We start from the raw sequence: 15,717 nt of genomic DNA, 5'->3' as shown, positions 1-15,717 counted from the left end.
GAACGCTCATGCATGCCCCGCATCGGGCGACAGGGTCCAGGCCTCCAGGCCCAGCAGCGAGAGCGCCTTGTCGTAGCGCTGCTCGACCGGGGTGTCGAAGATCACGGCCGGGTCGGCGCCCACGGTGAGCCAGCTGTTCTCGGCCAGTTCGGATTCGAGCTGGCCCTCGCCCCAGGCCGAGTAACCGAGCGACACCAGCACCTTGCGCGGACCGGCGCCGGTGGCCAGCGCCTCGAGCACGTCCTTGGAGGTGGTCATCTCGAGGCCGCCCGGGATCGTCATGGTCGATGCGTAGACGGATTCGTTGGGCTTGTCGGCGTCCGCGAACACCGGCTCGTGGAGCACGAAGCCGCGCTCGGTCTGCACCGGGCCGCCCTGGAACACCGGCGCATTGCCCAGTTCGGGGCGCGACAGGTGCAGCTCGATCTTCTCGAACAGCGCGCCGAGATTGATGTCGCTGGGCTTGTTGATCACCAGCCCGAGCGCGCCGCGCTCGCTGTGCTCGCAGAGGTAGACCACGCTGCGGCTGAAGGCCTTGTCTTCGAGCCCCGGCATCGCGATCAGGAAATGATGCGTGAGGTTCATCGGTGCAGAATCAAGGGCCATGCCCCCGATTTTACCGGCCGTCGACAAGATCTATCCCAAGGGACTGATGTGGTTTAGACGGGATCTTCGCGTGGACGACAACGCGGCGCTCTACCAGGCGCTGCGCGCCTGCCGGCAGGTGGTCTGCGTGTTCGTCTTCGATCGGGCGATCCTCGACCCGCTGCCGCGCGTCGACCGGCGGGTGGAGTTCATCCGAGAGTCCCTGGTCGAGCTGCAGGCGGAGCTCGAGGCCCTGGGCGGCGGGCTGGTCGTGCGCCATGCGGTGGCCGAGGACGAGATTGCGCAGCTGGCGCATTCGCTCGACGCCCAGGCGGTGTTCGCGAACCGCGACGACGAGCCCGACGCCCTGGCCCGCGATGCCAGGGTGCTGGGTTCGCTGGCGAACGCCGGCGTGGCCTTCCACGTCTGCAAGGACCAGACCATCTTCGAACGCGACGAGCTGCTGACCCAGTCCGGCCAGCCCTACGGCGTGTTCGCGCCCTACAAGCGAGCCTGGCTGGCCAAGGTCGATGCTTTCTACCTGAAACCCTACCCAGTCCGCAGGTATGCCGACGCGCTGGCGCCCGTGCCGGACACGCTGCGCGCGCCGGTGCCGGCGCTGGCCGCGCTCGGCTTCGAGAAGAGCAACCTGTCGGCGCTGGACATCCCGACCGGCAGCCAGGGCGGCGCCGCGCTGTTCGACGACTTCTTCCAGCGCATCGACCGCTACGACACCGCCCGCGACTATCCGTCGGTGCGCGGGCCGAGCTATCTCGGCGTCCACCTGCGCTTCGGCACCGTGTCGATCCGCCAGCTGGCGGGCGTGGCGCACCAGCTGTCGCTGCAAGGGGACGCGGGCGCGGCGACTTGGCTCAGCGAGCTGATCTGGCGCGATTTCTATTTCCAGATCCTCACCCACCATCCGCACGTGGCCGAAGGCGGCCAGTCACGCAGCTTCAAGCCCGAATACGACCGGATCCAGTGGCACCACGGCAAGCACGCCGACCAGTTGTTCGGTGCCTGGTGCAAGGGGCAGACCGGCTACCCGCTGGTCGACGCGGCCATGGCGCAGATCAACCAGACCGGCTACATGCACAACCGCCTGCGGATGGTGGTGGCGAGCTTTCTCTGCAAGGACCTGGGGCTGGACTGGCGCCGCGGGGAGCGCTACTTCGCCGAGCATCTCAACGACTTCGAGCTGGCGTCGAACAATGGCGGCTGGCAGTGGGCGAGCTCGAGCGGCTGCGACGCGCAACCCTACTTCCGGATCTTCAACCCGGTCACGCAGAGCGAACGCTTCGACCCGGAGGGCAAGTTCATCCGCCGCTACCTGCCGCAGCTGGCGAAGCTGTCGAACGCGGCGATCCATGCGCCCTGGACCGCCAGTCCGGTGGAGCTCCTGGCCGCCGGCGTCGAGCTCGGGCGGAACTACCCGAAGGCGGTGGTCGACCACGCCGAGGCCCGCGAGCGCACGCTGCAGCGCTACGCGGTGGTGCGGCAGGGGGAGCGCGCGGCGGGTGCTGGGCGACTCCGGCCATAGGACAGGTCTCGGGCGCGCCCCCAGCTGCTCGCCGTCTTCCGTCCTCCGATGACATATCCAGAGCCCGCTCGCTGCGGGCTCTTTGCTTTTGAAGACGCGCGGACTCTGCCGCCGCGCTCCTTCTCAGGCACAGAAGTCCCCATCAATCAAGCTGACAGAAACCCTGAGAAGATATTTAAAATATCTTTCTAATATATTAACAAATCACTTCGAACCCATCCCCCGTTTACAGGAGCACTGCAATGACCCATCCCCGCTGGCAGGGCATCTTCCCTGCCGTCACCACCAAGTTCCACGCCGACGAGCGCATCGACGCCGAGGGAACCGCGAAGCACATCGACTTCCAGATCCGCAACGGCGTCCACGGCATCGTCACCTGCGGGTCGCTGGGCGAAGCCAGCACCCTGACTCTCGAGGAAAAGCTGGACGTCGCGAGGATCGCGCTGGACGCGAGCGACGGTCGCGTGCCGGTGCTGGCCAACGTCTCCGAGACCAGCACGCGCGAGGCGCTGCGCTACATCGACGGCGCCAACAAGCTCGGCGTGGCCGGCTATATGGTGATGCCCTCGGTCATCTACGTGGCCGACGCGCGCGAAGCCATGCTGAACGTGCGCACCATGGCCAACGCGGCGCAAAAACCGGTGATGGTCTACAACAACCCAATCGCCTACCGGGTCGACCTCTTGCCCGCGCACATGGCCGAGCTGGCCGACTGCGAATGGATTGTTGCCATCAAGGAAAGCTGTGGCGACATCCGCCGCATCACCGATTTGCGCAATGCCCTGGGCCAGCGCTACCAATTGTTCCTGGGCGTCGACGACCTCGCCTACGAAGGCCTGGCGCTGGGCTGCGACGGCTTGCTGGCCGGCGTCGGTTGCACCTTCCCGCGTGAAACCGTGGCGCTCTACGACTTGATGAAGGCCGGCAAGTTCGCCGAGGCGCTCAAGCTCTACCAGTGGATGACACCCATGCTGCACCTGGACGTGTCCACCAAGCTGGTGCAGAACCTGAAGCTGATCGACGTGCTGGCGGGCGTGGGCACCGAGCACATGCGCCGCCCGCGCCTGCCGCTGGTCGGCAGCGAGCGCGAAGCCGTCGAGGCCATCGTCAAGAAGGCGCTCGCGACGYGGCCCGCCGAGTACCGCTCGGTCAGCTGAATCCTCTTCAAGCCGCCCATTCACCGTCTCCCGCCCAGGAACAAGCATGAAGCCCCAAGCACACACGATTCCGGTTCTCGGCCTTGCGGCATTCGCGGCACTCGCCCTCGCGGGCCCCGCGCGGGCCCAGGAGCAGGTGGTCAAGATCGGCCACAGCGGTCCGCTGTCGGGTCCCAACGCCTACGCGGGCAAGGACAATGAAAACGGGCTGCGCCTCGCGATCGAGGAGCTCAACGCGAAGAAGATCGTGGCCGGCGGCAAGACGCTGAAGTTCGAGCTGCGATCCGAAGACGACCAGTGCGACGCCAAGACGGGCGTCAGCGTCGCGCAAAAGTTCGTCGACGACGGCGTCAAGTTTGTCCTGGGACCTTACTGTTCGGGCGTCGCCATTCCGGCCTCGCGGGTCTACGGCGACGGGGGTGTGTTGGTGTCCACCGTGGGCACCAACCCCAAGGTGACGCAGGGCGGCTACAAGAACCTCTATCGCATCATCGCCGGCGACAACCAGATCGGATCCGCCATGGCGGTCTATGCGGCGAAGGTGCTCAAGGTGAAGACGGTGGGCGTGATCGACGACCGGACCGCGTTCGGCCAGGGCCTCGCCGAGGAGTTCACCAAGGAGGCGAAGGCGCAGGGCCTCGCCATGGTGCGGCAGGAGTTCACCACCGACAAGGCGGTCGACTTCACCGCCATCCTGACCAACCTGAAGGCCAAGCAGCCCGAAGCGATCTTCTTCGGCGGCTACGCACCGCAGGGCGCACCCATGGCGCGCCAGATGAAGCAGCTCGGCATCTCCGCGAAGCTGCTCGGCGGCGACACGCTGTGCAGCCCGGAGATGGGCAAGCTGGGCGGCGATGCGGTCAACGACACCGTCTTCTGCGCCCAGGGCGGCTCGATCCTCGAGAAGGCGGTGAACGGCCCGGCCTTCAAGGCGAAGTTCAAGAAGCGCTTCAATGTCGATGCCGACGCCTATGCGGCCTCGTACTACGACCAGCTCATGTTCATCGGCGAGTCCATGCAGAAGGCCAACTCCATCGATCCCGACAAAGTGGGCGCGGAACTTCACAAGGCGACCTACAAGGGCGTGGCCGCCAGCTACAGCTATGACGACAAGGGCAACCTGAAGCAGGCGCCCATCACGGTGTTCACCTTCAAGAACGCGGCGCCGGTGCCGCTCGACAGCTATTGAGGGCCCCAGCATGCAACGCATCCAGGTCATCGACTCCCACACGGGCGGCGAGCCCACCCGGCTGGTCATCGGCGGATTTCCCGATCTCGGCGGCGGCAGCATGGCCGAACGCCGCGCGCTGCTGGCCGGTGCACACGACGCGTGGCGCAGAGCCACGGTGCTGGAACCGCGCGGCAGCGATGTCGTGGTCGGCGCGCTGTTGTGCGAGCCCGTGGCACCCGATGCCGCGGCGGGCGTGATCTTCTTCAACAACGCCGGTTATCTCGGCATGTGCGGACACGGCCTCATCGGCTTGGTCGCGAGCCTGGCGCACATGGGCCGCATCGGAACCGGCAGCCATCGCATCGAGACGCCGGTGGGCACGGTGACGGCGACCCTGCACGACGACGGCCAGGTCAGTGTGCGCAACGTCGCCGCCTACCGGCACCTGCATCAGGTTGCGGTGGCCGTGCCGGGCCATGGCACGGTGCACGGCGATGTGGCCTGGGGCGGCAACTGGTTCTTCCTTGCGAGCGATCATGGGCAGCGCGTGGCGAGCGACAACCTGGCCGCACTCACCACCTATTCGTCGGCACTGCGTCAGGCATTGGCAACACAGGGCATCCAGGGTGACGATGGCGCGGAGATCGACCACATCGAGCTGTTCGCCGACGACGACCAGGGCGCAGACAGCCGCAACTTCGTGCTCTGTCCCGGCCTGGCCTATGACCGCTCGCCGTGCGGCACGGGCACGAGCGCCAAGGTCGCCTGCCTTGCAGCCGACGGCAAGCTCGCACCCGGCGAAGTCTGGCGCCAGGCCAGCGTGATCGGCAGTCGCTTCGAGGCCAGCTATGAACTGGTGGATGGGCGGGTCGTCCCGACCATCCGCGGCCGCGCCCACATCAGCGCCGAGGCCACGCTCCTGATCGATGACGACGACCTCTTCGGTTGGGGCATTCGGCTCTGAAGCAGTGCAGATGAACGCCGACGACGTTCTCGTGATTGGCGCCGGCATMGTGGGCGCGGCCTGTGCCCGGGCGCTGGCTCAGGCCGGCCTTCAGGTGAGGGTGCTCGATGCCGGCCTGGGCGCAGCGACAGGCGCCGGCATGGGCCATCTGGTGGTGATGGACGACAACCCGGCCGAACTCGCGCTCTGCCGGCACTCGCTTGCGTTGTGGCATGCGCTGGCGCCGCGAATGGGCAGCGATTGCGCGTTCACGCGCTGCGGCACGCTCTGGATTGCCGCAAACGGCGAGGAAATGGCCGCCGCCGAAGAGAAGCGCGCGCGCCTTGCCGATCACGGCATCGACTGCCGCCTGCTCGGCGCCGGCGCGCTGGCCGCGGCCGAGCCCGCGTTGCGCTCCGGCCTGGCGGGCGCACTCGAGGTGCCCGGCGACAGCATCGTCTATGCGCCCAACGCAGCGCGCTGGCTGCTCGGGCACACCGATGGCCGCATCCAGGTCGAACGCGCCGAGGTGGTGGCGATCGAAGAGCGTGGTGTCCGGCTCGCCGACGGCAGCCGCCGGCATGCGCCCCACCTTCTGCTGGCCAATGGCATCCAGGCCACCACGCTGTGCCCGGAACTGCCGATCAGGCCCAAGAAGGGCCACCTGCTGATCACCGACCGCTACCCCGGCACTGCGCACCACCAGCTGGTAGAACTGGGCTACGTCACAAGCGCCCACCACAGCGAGGGGCCTTCGGTCGCGTTCAACCTGCAGCCCCGACCCACCGGCCAGTTGCTGCTGGGCTCCTCGCGCCAGTTCGACATCACGGACACTGCCGTGGAGGCGGCCATGCTGGAGCAGATGCTGCAGCGCGCACTGAGCTACATGCCGGGCCTGGCGGATCTCAACGCGATCCGATCCTGGACCGGACTGCGTGCCGCAACGCCCGACAGCCTGCCGATGCTGGGCCGTCATCCTTGGCGCGAAGGGCTCTGGCTTGCCGTGGGCCATGAAGGCCTGGGCGTCACCACGGCCACCGGCAGCGCCGATCTGCTGGCGGCCCTCATGACCGGAGGTACGCCGGCCTTCGACCCCGCGCCCTACGCCCCGGCGCGCTTCCTGGAGGCCGCATGACGACGGCGCCGGCCATGCTGGCCCTGCACATCGATGGCTGGCCGGTGTCCGTTCCCCCGGGCAGTTCGGTCGCGTCGGCACTGCGCATCGCCGACGCATCCGGCCTGGGAACCGCGCGCCGCTCGGTGCGGGGCGAGGCGCGTGCGCCTTTCTGCGGCATGGGTATCTGTCAGGAATGCCGGGTCGACATCGATGGCCGCCGACGCCTGGCCTGCCAAACCGTTTGCGCCGAGGGCATGCGGGTGGAGACACTGCGATGAGCGTCCTCACCGAGCACTGCGACGTGCTGATCATCGGCGCGGGGCCGGCCGGCATGGCCGCGGCCGTGGCCGCTGCGCCCAGTGGCGCCCGCATCGTGGTGGTCGACGACAACCCGGTGCCGGGCGGCCAGATCTGGCGCGACGGACCCGGCGCGCACCTGCCTGCGGCAGCCGGGAAATGGCGCGACGCGGTCTCCCGTTGCACCAACGTGCGGATCTGCAGCGGAACGCGCATCGTTGCCGCGACGGCGCCGAACCAACTGTTGCTGGAAGATGCGCAACGCGGCTGGCGGCTGCGTTGGAAGAAGCTCATCCTGTGCACCGGCGCCCGCGAACTGCTGCTGCCGTTTCCGGGCTGGACGCTCCCTGGCGTGACCGGTGCCGGCGCGCTGCAGGCCCTCCTCAAGGCCGGCTTGCCCGTGGCCGGCGAGCGCATCGTGGTGGCCGGCAGCGGCCCGCTGCTGCTGGCCGCCGCGGCCGCCGCACGCCAGGCCGGCGCGCAGGTCGTGCGCATTGCCGAACAAGCCAGCTTCGCAGCGGTCGCCGGATTCGCGCTGCGCTTGGCCGGCTGGCCGGGCAAGGCCGCGCAGGCTTTGCCCCTGGTCGACCGGCAGTACCGAACCGCCGCGCGGGTCGTCGCGGCCCTGGGCAGCGGCCGGGTCAGCGCAGCACGCATCCTGCGCAACGGCCGCCAGACGGACATGGCCTGCGAACGCATCGCCTGCGGCTTCGGTCTGGTGCCGAACACAGAGCTCGGCCGGGCGCTGGGCTGCACCCTGGCACCGGTCCCGGGCGGCATGCAGGCGCTGGCAGTCGATGGAATGCAGCATTGCTCGGTCGCCGACATCTATGCGGCGGGCGAATGCACCGGCATCGGCGGCAGCGAGCGCGCGCTGGTGCAAGGCGCGATCGCCGGTCACGCGGCCGTGGGCCATACCGCCGCGGCGCAAGCCTGCGGGCCCGAACGCGCGCGCTGGAACGCCTTCGCCGCGCAGTTGCAGCGCAGCTTTGCGCTCGCCCCCGCACTCAAGCGCCTGCCCGCTCCCGACACGCTCGTTTGCCGCTGCGAAGACGTGCCTTACGCGGCATTGACGCCCTGCACGGGCTGGACCGAGGCCAAGCTGCACAGCCGCTGCGGCATGGGTGCATGCCAAGGCCGCGTCTGCGGTGCGGCGGCGCAGTTTCTCCTCGGCTGGACAGCGCCCGAACCGCGCCCCCCGTTCTCGCCGGCCCGCATCGCGACGCTCGCGGGCATTTCGAATCCAGACCCCGAGGGATAGGCGGACAATTCCCCGCAGACTTCCACAGGACGCCGTCTCCGACCATGCCCCTCGCCTTGAAATCGCCCCGAGCCACCGCACCCAAGCGACGCGCCGCAGACATGGCCTACGACGCCATCGAGACGCTGATCTCGACGCTGCAACTCGAGCCCGGAAGCCCTGTGGTCGAAGCCGACATCGCCGACTCCACCGGTCTCGGCCGCACCCCGGTGCGCGAAGCGCTGCTGCGCATGATCTCGATCGGCCTCATCGTGCAGCAGCCTCGACGCGGACTGCTGGTCTCCCAGATCGATCTGGCGGACCATCTCGATGTGATCCAGACACGCAGGGTGCTGGAGAACCTGATCGCAGCCTGCTCGGCTCGCCGCGCCACCGCCATCCAGCGAAAGGAAATCGTGCGCTGCGCCGAGCGCATGGTGAAGGCGGCTGCGCGCGGCAATCTCGACGACTACATGCTGGCCGACCAGGAACTCGATCAAGCCAATCACCAAGCCAGCCACAACGACTCGGCGGTCAAGGCCGTCGTGCCGTTGATCGTCCAATGCCGGCGCTTCTGGTATGCCTACCAGCATGAAGGCGACATCACCGAAGGCGCGAACGCGCACATGGAGCTGGCCCAGGGGATTGCGACCTGCGACGAAGCGGCGGCCGTGGCCGGCGCCAATCGGCTGCTGGACTACCTGGAGCGATTCGCGCGCCGGGTGATCGACAAGTAGCGCGTCGAATTCCTTACATTCATACAATGTAAGGAATTCCCGCGAAAGGATTTCCAGCGATGTTTGCCACACTCACCAGCAAAGGCCAGATCACATTGCCCAAGGAGATCCGGGTTCGGCTTGGGCTCGATGCAGGGTCCATGCTCGATTTCCAGATCCTCGAGGACAACACGATCACGGTACGGGCAGTCAGGCCCGACGCGCGCCGGGTTCGCGGCCTCCTCAAGTCCCCCCACGCCGTGCCGCCAACGGTCGAGCAAATGGACGAGGGGATTGCGGCGCACTTGCGAGACAAGCACGCGGCGGCTTCGCGCAGACGGAAGCCGTCAGGCCGATGATCGGGATCGACACGAACATCCTGCTGCGCCTGTGGCTCGACGATGATCCGGCCCAGAGCAAGCGCATCGATGCGCTGCTGGCCGAACATGGCACGACGCCCGGGTCACTGCTGGTGACGGATGTGGTCCTGGCGGAAGCGGTATGGACCTTGCGATCAGTGTTCGATCAAGACAAGGCGGCACAGCTCATCGCCGTACGCAGTCTCCTGGAAGAGACGGCCTTCGCCTTCGAGGATCGTGAAGCGATTGCACACGCGGTCGCGCTGTTCGAGCAGGGCGCGTGCGGCTTCTCGGACTGCCTGGTCGTCGCCAGGCATGCGCAGCAGGGGTGCGAGTTCACGGCCACCTTCGACCGCGGCATGCGCAAGCTGCCCGGCGTGCGGGTGTTGTGACCGGCTTCGCTCAGGCCGGCGCCGGGCCGCCAGCGCGGCGTAGTCCGCGCTTCGCACAGACGCTGACGCCCCCTCGGGGGCAGCAACCACACGAAGTGAGGGAGCGTGGGGGCTCTCCTATCAGGCTGCCAGCGCCGCCGGCAGATCGACGCCCGTGTAGCTGCGCACCAGCCGCAGCAGTTCGTCTTCCGAGTAGGGCTTGCCGAGGTAGTGGTTCACGCCCAGCGCCCGCGCGTGCTCGTGGTGCTTCTCGGCGATGCGCGAAGTGATCATGATGATCGGCAGGTCGGCCAGCGACCGGTCGGCGCGGATGTTGCGCGCCAGGTCGAAGCCGTCCATGCGCGGCATCTCGATGTCGGACAGCACCACCGCCGGCCGCTCCTGCTGCAGCCGCTCGAGCGCCTGCAGGCCGTCGGCCGCCAGCGCCACGCGGTAGCCTTCGCGCTGCAGCAAGCGCTGCGTGACGCGCCGCACCGTGATCGAGTCGTCCACCACCAACACCAGCGGCACCTGCGGCACCACCGGCGGCAGCGCGGCCACGGGCTCGGCACCGCGCACCGCCGGCTGGCGGCGGGCGGCGGCCTGGAATTCGCGCGCCTTCTCGCCATGCACCGCGGCCAGCGCCACGGGGTTGTAGATCAGCGCCACCGCGCCCGAGGCCAGCACCGAAATGGCGGCCATGCCCGGCAGCCGCGACAGCTGCGGGCCCAGGTTCTTGACCACCACTTCCTGGTTGCCCAGGACTTCGTCCACGTGCAGGGCGACGCGCTGCGCCGCGCTTCGCACGATGACGATGGTGTTGGCCTTGGCCGGTGCCCGCTCGCTGCGAGCCGAGGACCGCAGCAGCGCCCCGGCCCAGTAGAAGGGCACCTGCTCGCCGCCGAAGGGATAGCGCTGATCGAGGTAGGCGGACTCGAGGTCCGAGGCACTCGCGCGCAGCACCAGCTCGACCAGATTGGAAGGCACGCCGATCGAGGTGCCGCCGGCGCGCAGCATGACCACGTGCGTCACCGCGGTGGTCAGCGGCAGCACCAGCTTGAAGACCGTGCCCTGGCCAGGCTGGCTGTGGGTCTCGATGCGGCCGCCGAGCGCGGCGACTTCGGCCCGCACCACGTCCATGCCGATCCCGCGGCCGGCCAGCTCGGACACCTGTTCGGCGGTCGAGAACCCCGGCTGGAAGATCAGTTCGGCCGCTTCCGCCGGGCTCAGCTGCTGGCCTTCGGCCACCAGGCCGAGCGTCCGGGCGCGCGCCACGATCCGCTCATGGTTCAGGCCGGCGCCGTCGTCGCGGAAACTCACCGAGACGTCGTTGCCTTCATGGTGCAGCTCGATGACGATCAGGCCGCCGGCGTCCTTGCCGGCCCGCTCGCGCACCGCCGCATCCTCGATACCGTGCGCCACGCAGTTGCGCAGCAGGTGCTCGAAGGCGGGCGTCATGCGGTCCAGCACGCCGCGGTCCATTTCGATCGAGCCGCCGGTGATGTCCAGCCGCACCTGCTTGCCGGTGTCCTTGGACGCCTGGCGCACCACGCGGTAGAGCCGCTCGGAAATGCCCTCGAACTCCACCATGCGCGTACGCAGCAGCCCGCGCTGCAATTCGCGCGTCTGGCGCGCCTGGGCGCTGAGGTCGTCCTCGGTCGCCTGCACCGTCTTCTGCAGCGTGCGCTGCACGGTCGCCACGTCGTTGACCGACTCGGCCATCATGCGGGTCAGTTCCTGCACCCGCGTGAAGCGGTCGAACTCGAGCGGGTCGAAGCCCTGCTGCGAGTCCTTGGCCTGGGCCAGCCGCGACTGCATCTGGCTCTCGGCCTGGACTTCGATGTCGCGCAACTGCTGACGCAGGCGGTCGAGGTTGCCGGTCAGGTCGCTGAGCGAACTTCGCAGCTGGCCGATCTCGGCTTCGAGCCGCGACCGCGTGATGATGACCTCGCCGGCCTGCGCCACCAGCCGATCGAGCAGGTGGGTGCGGATGCGCACCGCCTGGCTCGAAACGGCACGCAGCGGCGTCAGCGCCGATGGCGACGGCACGGCCACCGTGCCGCGCGCGGCGACCGGTCCGGCCTCGGCCACGGCCGCTTCCGGCGGCACGGCTTTCGCGACCTCGGCGGGCAGCGCTTCCTCGATCCTGGGCGCGACCGGCAAGGGCGGCGCAGCGACGGCGCGCTGCACCAGCTCGGTCTGGATCGCGTCGTCGGCGGCGCGCAGCGCATCGAAGGTCGCCTGCAGCGTGTCGAAGCGTGTCAGCAGCTGCTCGATCGACGCCCGGTCGGCGCCCATGGCGCCGAGCGATTCGATCTCGGATTCCATGCGGTGCGCGCGCTCGCCCAGGCGCATCGCGCCGGCCAGCCGGGCACTGCCCTTGAGCGTGTGCAGGGTCCGCAGCATGGACGCGCGCGGCGCGGGATTCTCGGGATGCTGCGCCCATTCGCGCAATGCGGCACCGAGCGCCGGCAGCAACTCGGCCGCCTCCTCCTCGAAGATCGGGAACAGATCGACGTCGACCGCGTCGGCAACGTCGATGGCATCCTCGCCGTCGTCGAGCGCCACGTCGGCCATGGCGTCGCGCACCAGGTGCGGATAGGTCGGACGGGCCTCGGCCGCTTCGGCCGGCAGCATCGAGGCCGCGACCTCGCGCAGCGCCCGCAGCGTGCCTTCGACCGGATCCTTGAGGACACCGGCCGCGAACTGGTGCAGCAAGCGGCGCAGTTCCTCGGCGGCGCCGACCAGCACCGCGCCCTGCTGGGGCGTTCCGCGGCCCTGCATCTGCAGGTGCTGCAGCGCGGCCTCGAGCAGGCGCGCCATGCCCGACAGGCTGTGGAATCCGACCGTCGCCGAACTGCCGGCCAGCGAATGCGCCAGCCCGATCGTCGAGTCGGACACCCGCTGGTGCGATTCGAGCGCCCATTCGCCCACCTCGGTGGCCAGTTGGCGCGACCACTCGTCGGCTTCGTTGAGATAGACGTTGTAGAGCGCGATGCCGATGCGCAGCGGCCCGATGACCTTGACCTGCTCCTCGGCGCTCGGCAGGGCCGGGCGTTCGGGCTCGAACTCGAGCGGCGGAACGGCGGCCGGTGGCTCGATCGCAGCCACCACGGACGCGGCGACAGGTTCTGGTTCTGGTTCTGCGTCCGCTACCGGCTCCGCGACCGGTTCGGACTCGGTTTCCGGCCGAAGCTCTTCTTCGGCCGCTTCCGCGACCGGCGCCAGCGCCAACCCTTCGATCACCGGTTCGACCTCGACCTCGACATGTGCGGCCTGCGGTGCCTCGGCCGGGGCTTCGGGTTCCAGCCGCAACGAGAAGTCCAGGGCCGGCTCGGCTTCCCGCGGCGCTTGCGGTTCCGGCACCGGCGCCGGCTCAGACTGCGCTTGCGGCGCGTAGGCCGCGGGCTCGAGCGAGGTGTGCACGGTCTCGAGGAAATCGACCTCCTCGAGCGCGCCCAGGTCCACCGGCGCTTCTTCCGGCGCCGGGCTGCCGTCGAAATCGAGAAAGTCGGTCGAGGTGAAGTCGTCCGGCACGCGCGGTGCCTCCAGCGCCTCGCGAGAGGGCTCCTTCAGGATCGCTCCGGCGTCGGGCGCTTCGGCGGACGGCGTTGCCGTTGCCGGCTCCTCGGCCGGCGGCAGGTCGGGCTCGATCGGACCGAGTTCCAGATCGGGAAGCGGCGGCAGCACCTCGGGGGCCGCGGCCGACGGCGGCGCCTCCGCCAGCGTTTCGGCGGCGATGTGGCGAGCCGCGGCCACCAGCGCGTCGGCATCGGCCACGCGCGGCGCGGCCATCAGCGGCTCGCCGGTGCGCAGCGCCTCGGCCATGTTGCGGAACGGCGCCGAATGCCAGCCGTGCGGCTGGTTGGCGGCGATCGCTTCCACCCATTTCGCGAAATCCGTCAGCGCACTGCGGGTGCCGGCGACCAGTTCCGGCGTGGCCGGCCGCTGGTCGGCCAGCCAGGTGTTGAGCACCTGCTCGAAGGACCAGGCGGCTTCGCCGAAATCCATCAGCCCGACCATGCGCGAGCTGCCCTTGAGCGTGTGGAAGGCGCGGCGCAGCACCGTCAGTTCGCCGTCGTCGTCCGGACGGGACGACAGCGCCGACACCGCAGCCAGGCCGTTGTGCAGCACTTCGCGCGCCTCGTCCAGGAAGATGTTCTGGAGGTCGTCCTCCTCGAGCTCGGTGACCTCGGTGTCGGGCAGCAGCCCTTCGAGCGGCGCCGGGCCGGTGATCTTCGCGGTCCAGTTGGCGGTCGCGCGGCTGAATTCCTCGATCGGCGACGGCGCCGGCTTGCTGCGGCTGCCCGGGGCCGCGAGCGCCGCCAGCTTGGCGGCGATCTGCGCATCCACCTCTTCGACGCTCAGCACGGTCTCGGTAACGGCGACCGGCCCCGAGGCCGAGGCGAAGGACACCGGCGCCGCGGCGGCTTCCGGCGCGCCGGCCTCGGCGCCCTGGCGTCCCATCAGGGGCTTGAGCTCGCCGAGTTCGGCATCGAACACGAACAGCCGCTTGGCCAGCGCCGGCTGGTAGCTCAGCATGTCGATCAGGAAGCCCAGCGCGCCCAGGTTGTTGCCGAGCGAATCGAAGGCGCGGATCTCGTCGGCCGGGGATTCCTCGGCCAGCAGTTGGTCGACGTTTTCGCGCATGCGCTGGACGGTCTGCGCGGCCTGGTCGAGGCCGAGCACCGAGAACACGCCGCGCATCTGCAGCAGTTGGGTCGGCACGGTGCGCAGCAGGCCTTTTTCTGCCGGCCGGCGGAAGAACTGGTCGAGCGACTTCTCGAGCTCGCTCAGGTGGCTGCGCAGTTCGCCGACCACGGTGCCCATGGTCTGGCGGTCGCTGACGCGGCGGTAGAGCTCCTCCATCCAGGGCTCGAGCGGCTCCGAACGGCCACCTTCTCGGGCCCGCTCGATGCGGCCCGCAAGCTGAACGGTGCGGGCGGTGAGCTGGCGGTCGTGCGGATCGAGGTCTTCGAAGGCCGCCTCGAGATACAGCACCGAGGTCGCGACTTCCATCGCCAGTTCGGTCGCCGGCGGCTGGCCCGAACGCAGCGAGGCCTCGACGGCGTTGTTGAGCGCCTGCACCATCGGTGCGCTCGGCGGGTGCAGTTTCTGCAGCGATTCGCCCAGCTGGACGAAGGTGTCGGCGACCTGCCGCGTGCGGCCCACGTCGCCGCCCGAGAGCGCCGACCACATTTCCTTGGCCGACTCGATGCGCTTGCGCGCCTGCGCCAGCACCACCGGGTCGAAGCGGCCGAATTGCTCGATCGTGTAGTCGACGGTCTGTTCGTTGGCAACCCCCCAGGCGTTGCGCACGGCGCGCAGCGTGGCCGCCTCGTCGCGCGGGCCGGGCACGGCCTGCGCACAGAAGAACAGCAGGTCCTGGCCCAGCCGGTCGGACACGGTGTTGTCGCCGCGCGCCAGGGTGGCGTACTGCAGCAGCACGCGCGAGGCGGCGCGCTTGACGTGCGCGTCGGCCGGAACCAGCGCCAGCGCCAGCGCTTCGAAGAAGCCGGCCGCCAGGGTCCAGAAACTCGCGACGCGCGGAATCGACGCACCACGCCCGAGCCCGAGGCACAGGGCCTGCAGCCGGCGGGCCGCATGGTCGTCGCCGCTCTTGACGACCTTGAGCACTTCGCGGTCGAGCTTGGAACGGACGGCCGGGTCATAGACCAGCGCGGTCTGGGTCGGCGCCGGCTTGATCTCGACCCAGCGCCAGGTCATGCTCCAGAGGTCGGCCGGGTGCACCCGCTCGTTGCCGACCAGTTCGAGCACCTCGCGGTACTGCGGGAACAGCGCCACCGAGGAGACCACCTTGCCGGCGATCGTCGCGTTCAGGAAGTCGGCGACCGCGAAACCGGCGCGATCGATCTTCTGGACCGCGGCCTCGGTGCAGCGCAAGGGCTCCGTGGCGAAGCTCTGGACCGCGAACTCCATCGCGCCCAGCACCAGGGCCGGCGCCGTATGGCCCACCATCTGCAGCGCGCCGACCGCCTGGTGCAGGTGCAGGCGCGCCTGGCGCAGCGGCGCGGTGTCGAGCTCGGAACCCGGCAACGCGGTGGCGGCTTCGCGGGCGAAGCGGTGCAGCGTCTTGCCGACACCTTCCAGCGTCTTCTGGATTTCTCCCAATACCCAGGCCAGTGGCCCAAGATCCTCGGTGGCCGGCGCGTTGCCGGCTGTGTGGGCGGTGGCGGGGCTTTGGATCGACACGTTGGGCG

Annotated in this window: 12 protein-coding genes; 10 read left to right on the top strand and 2 right to left on the bottom strand. The window is 69.2% G+C overall.

What is annotated here, in order from left to right; all coding sequences use genetic code 11:
• Positions 1 to 6 precede the first annotated feature (6 nt).
• On the bottom strand, positions 7 to 606 hold the full coding sequence (locus AC1D2E_RS05135) for a YqgE/AlgH family protein (RefSeq protein WP_478172328.1): 600 nt from the start codon (positions 604 to 606) through the stop codon (positions 7 to 9).
• Between AC1D2E_RS05135 and AC1D2E_RS05130 the strand changes: the two genes are divergently transcribed.
• The 10 genes from AC1D2E_RS05130 (at position 605) to AC1D2E_RS05085 (ending at position 9,517) form a co-directional block, all read left to right on the top strand.
• Positions 605 to 2,125: a cryptochrome/photolyase family protein gene (locus AC1D2E_RS05130; RefSeq protein ID WP_478196413.1), complete on the top strand. Its 1,521-nt coding sequence runs from the start codon at positions 605 to 607 to the stop codon at positions 2,123 to 2,125. The two genes, AC1D2E_RS05135 and AC1D2E_RS05130, sit on opposite strands and share 2 nt — an antisense overlap.
• Before the next feature lie 242 nt (positions 2,126 to 2,367).
• Positions 2,368 to 3,282, top strand: a complete 915-nt coding sequence (locus AC1D2E_RS05125; RefSeq protein ID WP_478196412.1) for a dihydrodipicolinate synthase family protein — start codon at positions 2,368 to 2,370, stop codon at positions 3,280 to 3,282.
• Between the two features lie 46 nt (positions 3,283 to 3,328).
• Entirely contained in the window at positions 3,329 to 4,471 is a 1,143-nt protein-coding gene (locus AC1D2E_RS05120) for a branched-chain amino acid ABC transporter substrate-binding protein (RefSeq protein ID WP_478196411.1), read from the top strand.
• Positions 4,472 to 4,481: 10 nt separating this feature from the next.
• Complete coding sequence (locus AC1D2E_RS05115) at positions 4,482 to 5,417, top strand: 4-hydroxyproline epimerase (RefSeq protein WP_478196410.1); 936 nt, start codon at positions 4,482 to 4,484, stop codon at positions 5,415 to 5,417.
• 10 nt (positions 5,418 to 5,427) lie between these two features.
• Entirely contained in the window at positions 5,428 to 6,531 is a 1,104-nt protein-coding gene (locus AC1D2E_RS05110; RefSeq protein WP_478196409.1) for an NAD(P)/FAD-dependent oxidoreductase, read from the top strand.
• A gap of 17 nt (positions 6,532 to 6,548) precedes the next feature.
• Positions 6,549 to 6,791: a (2Fe-2S)-binding protein gene (locus tag AC1D2E_RS05105; protein WP_478196433.1), complete on the top strand. Its 243-nt coding sequence runs from the start codon at positions 6,549 to 6,551 to the stop codon at positions 6,789 to 6,791.
• Positions 6,788 to 8,071, top strand: a complete 1,284-nt coding sequence (locus AC1D2E_RS05100) for an FAD-dependent oxidoreductase (RefSeq protein WP_478196408.1) — start codon at positions 6,788 to 6,790, stop codon at positions 8,069 to 8,071. Before AC1D2E_RS05105 ends, AC1D2E_RS05100 begins: the two co-directional genes overlap by 4 nt.
• 44 nt (positions 8,072 to 8,115) lie before the next feature.
• Positions 8,116 to 8,787 (top strand): GntR family transcriptional regulator, encoded by a 672-nt coding sequence (locus tag AC1D2E_RS05095; protein ID WP_478196407.1) that lies wholly within the window; start codon positions 8,116 to 8,118, stop codon positions 8,785 to 8,787.
• 59 nt (positions 8,788 to 8,846) lie between these two features.
• Positions 8,847 to 9,125, top strand: coding sequence for an AbrB/MazE/SpoVT family DNA-binding domain-containing protein (locus tag AC1D2E_RS05090; RefSeq protein ID WP_478196406.1), 279 nt, complete (start codon positions 8,847 to 8,849; stop codon positions 9,123 to 9,125).
• Complete coding sequence (locus AC1D2E_RS05085) at positions 9,122 to 9,517, top strand: PIN domain-containing protein (RefSeq protein ID WP_478196405.1); 396 nt, start codon at positions 9,122 to 9,124, stop codon at positions 9,515 to 9,517. Before AC1D2E_RS05090 ends, AC1D2E_RS05085 begins: the two co-directional genes overlap by 4 nt.
• 120 nt (positions 9,518 to 9,637) lie before the next feature.
• Here the strand turns inward: AC1D2E_RS05085 and AC1D2E_RS05080 are convergent, their stop codons facing one another.
• Positions 9,638 to 15,709, bottom strand: coding sequence for a hybrid sensor histidine kinase/response regulator (locus AC1D2E_RS05080; RefSeq protein WP_478196404.1), 6,072 nt, complete (start codon positions 15,707 to 15,709; stop codon positions 9,638 to 9,640).
• Positions 15,710 to 15,717 lie beyond the last annotated feature (8 nt).

Source organism: Variovorax sp. P1_H2 (assembly GCF_056405295.1).
The sequence above is the reverse complement of the archived record's forward strand: the minus strand, read 5'-3'. Positions and strand labels throughout refer to the sequence as shown.

Excerpts from the sequence above, each read along its gene's own strand:
- AC1D2E_RS05130 (WP_478196413.1), top strand. The coding sequence starts at position 605 with ATGCCCCCGATTTTACCGGCCGTCGACAAGATCTATCCCAAGGGACTG.
- AC1D2E_RS05095 (WP_478196407.1), top strand. The coding sequence starts at position 8,116 with ATGCCCCTCGCCTTGAAATCGCCCCGAGCCACCGCACCCAAGCGACGC.
- AC1D2E_RS05115 (WP_478196410.1), top strand. The coding sequence starts at position 4,482 with ATGCAACGCATCCAGGTCATCGACTCCCACACGGGCGGCGAGCCCACC.
- AC1D2E_RS05100 (WP_478196408.1), top strand. The coding sequence starts at position 6,788 with ATGAGCGTCCTCACCGAGCACTGCGACGTGCTGATCATCGGCGCGGGG.
- AC1D2E_RS05090 (WP_478196406.1), top strand. The coding sequence starts at position 8,847 with ATGTTTGCCACACTCACCAGCAAAGGCCAGATCACATTGCCCAAGGAG.
- AC1D2E_RS05120 (WP_478196411.1), top strand. The coding sequence starts at position 3,329 with ATGAAGCCCCAAGCACACACGATTCCGGTTCTCGGCCTTGCGGCATTC.
- AC1D2E_RS05135 (WP_478172328.1), bottom strand. The coding sequence starts at position 606 with ATGGCCCTTGATTCTGCACCGATGAACCTCACGCATCATTTCCTGATC.
- AC1D2E_RS05085 (WP_478196405.1), top strand. The coding sequence starts at position 9,122 with ATGATCGGGATCGACACGAACATCCTGCTGCGCCTGTGGCTCGACGAT.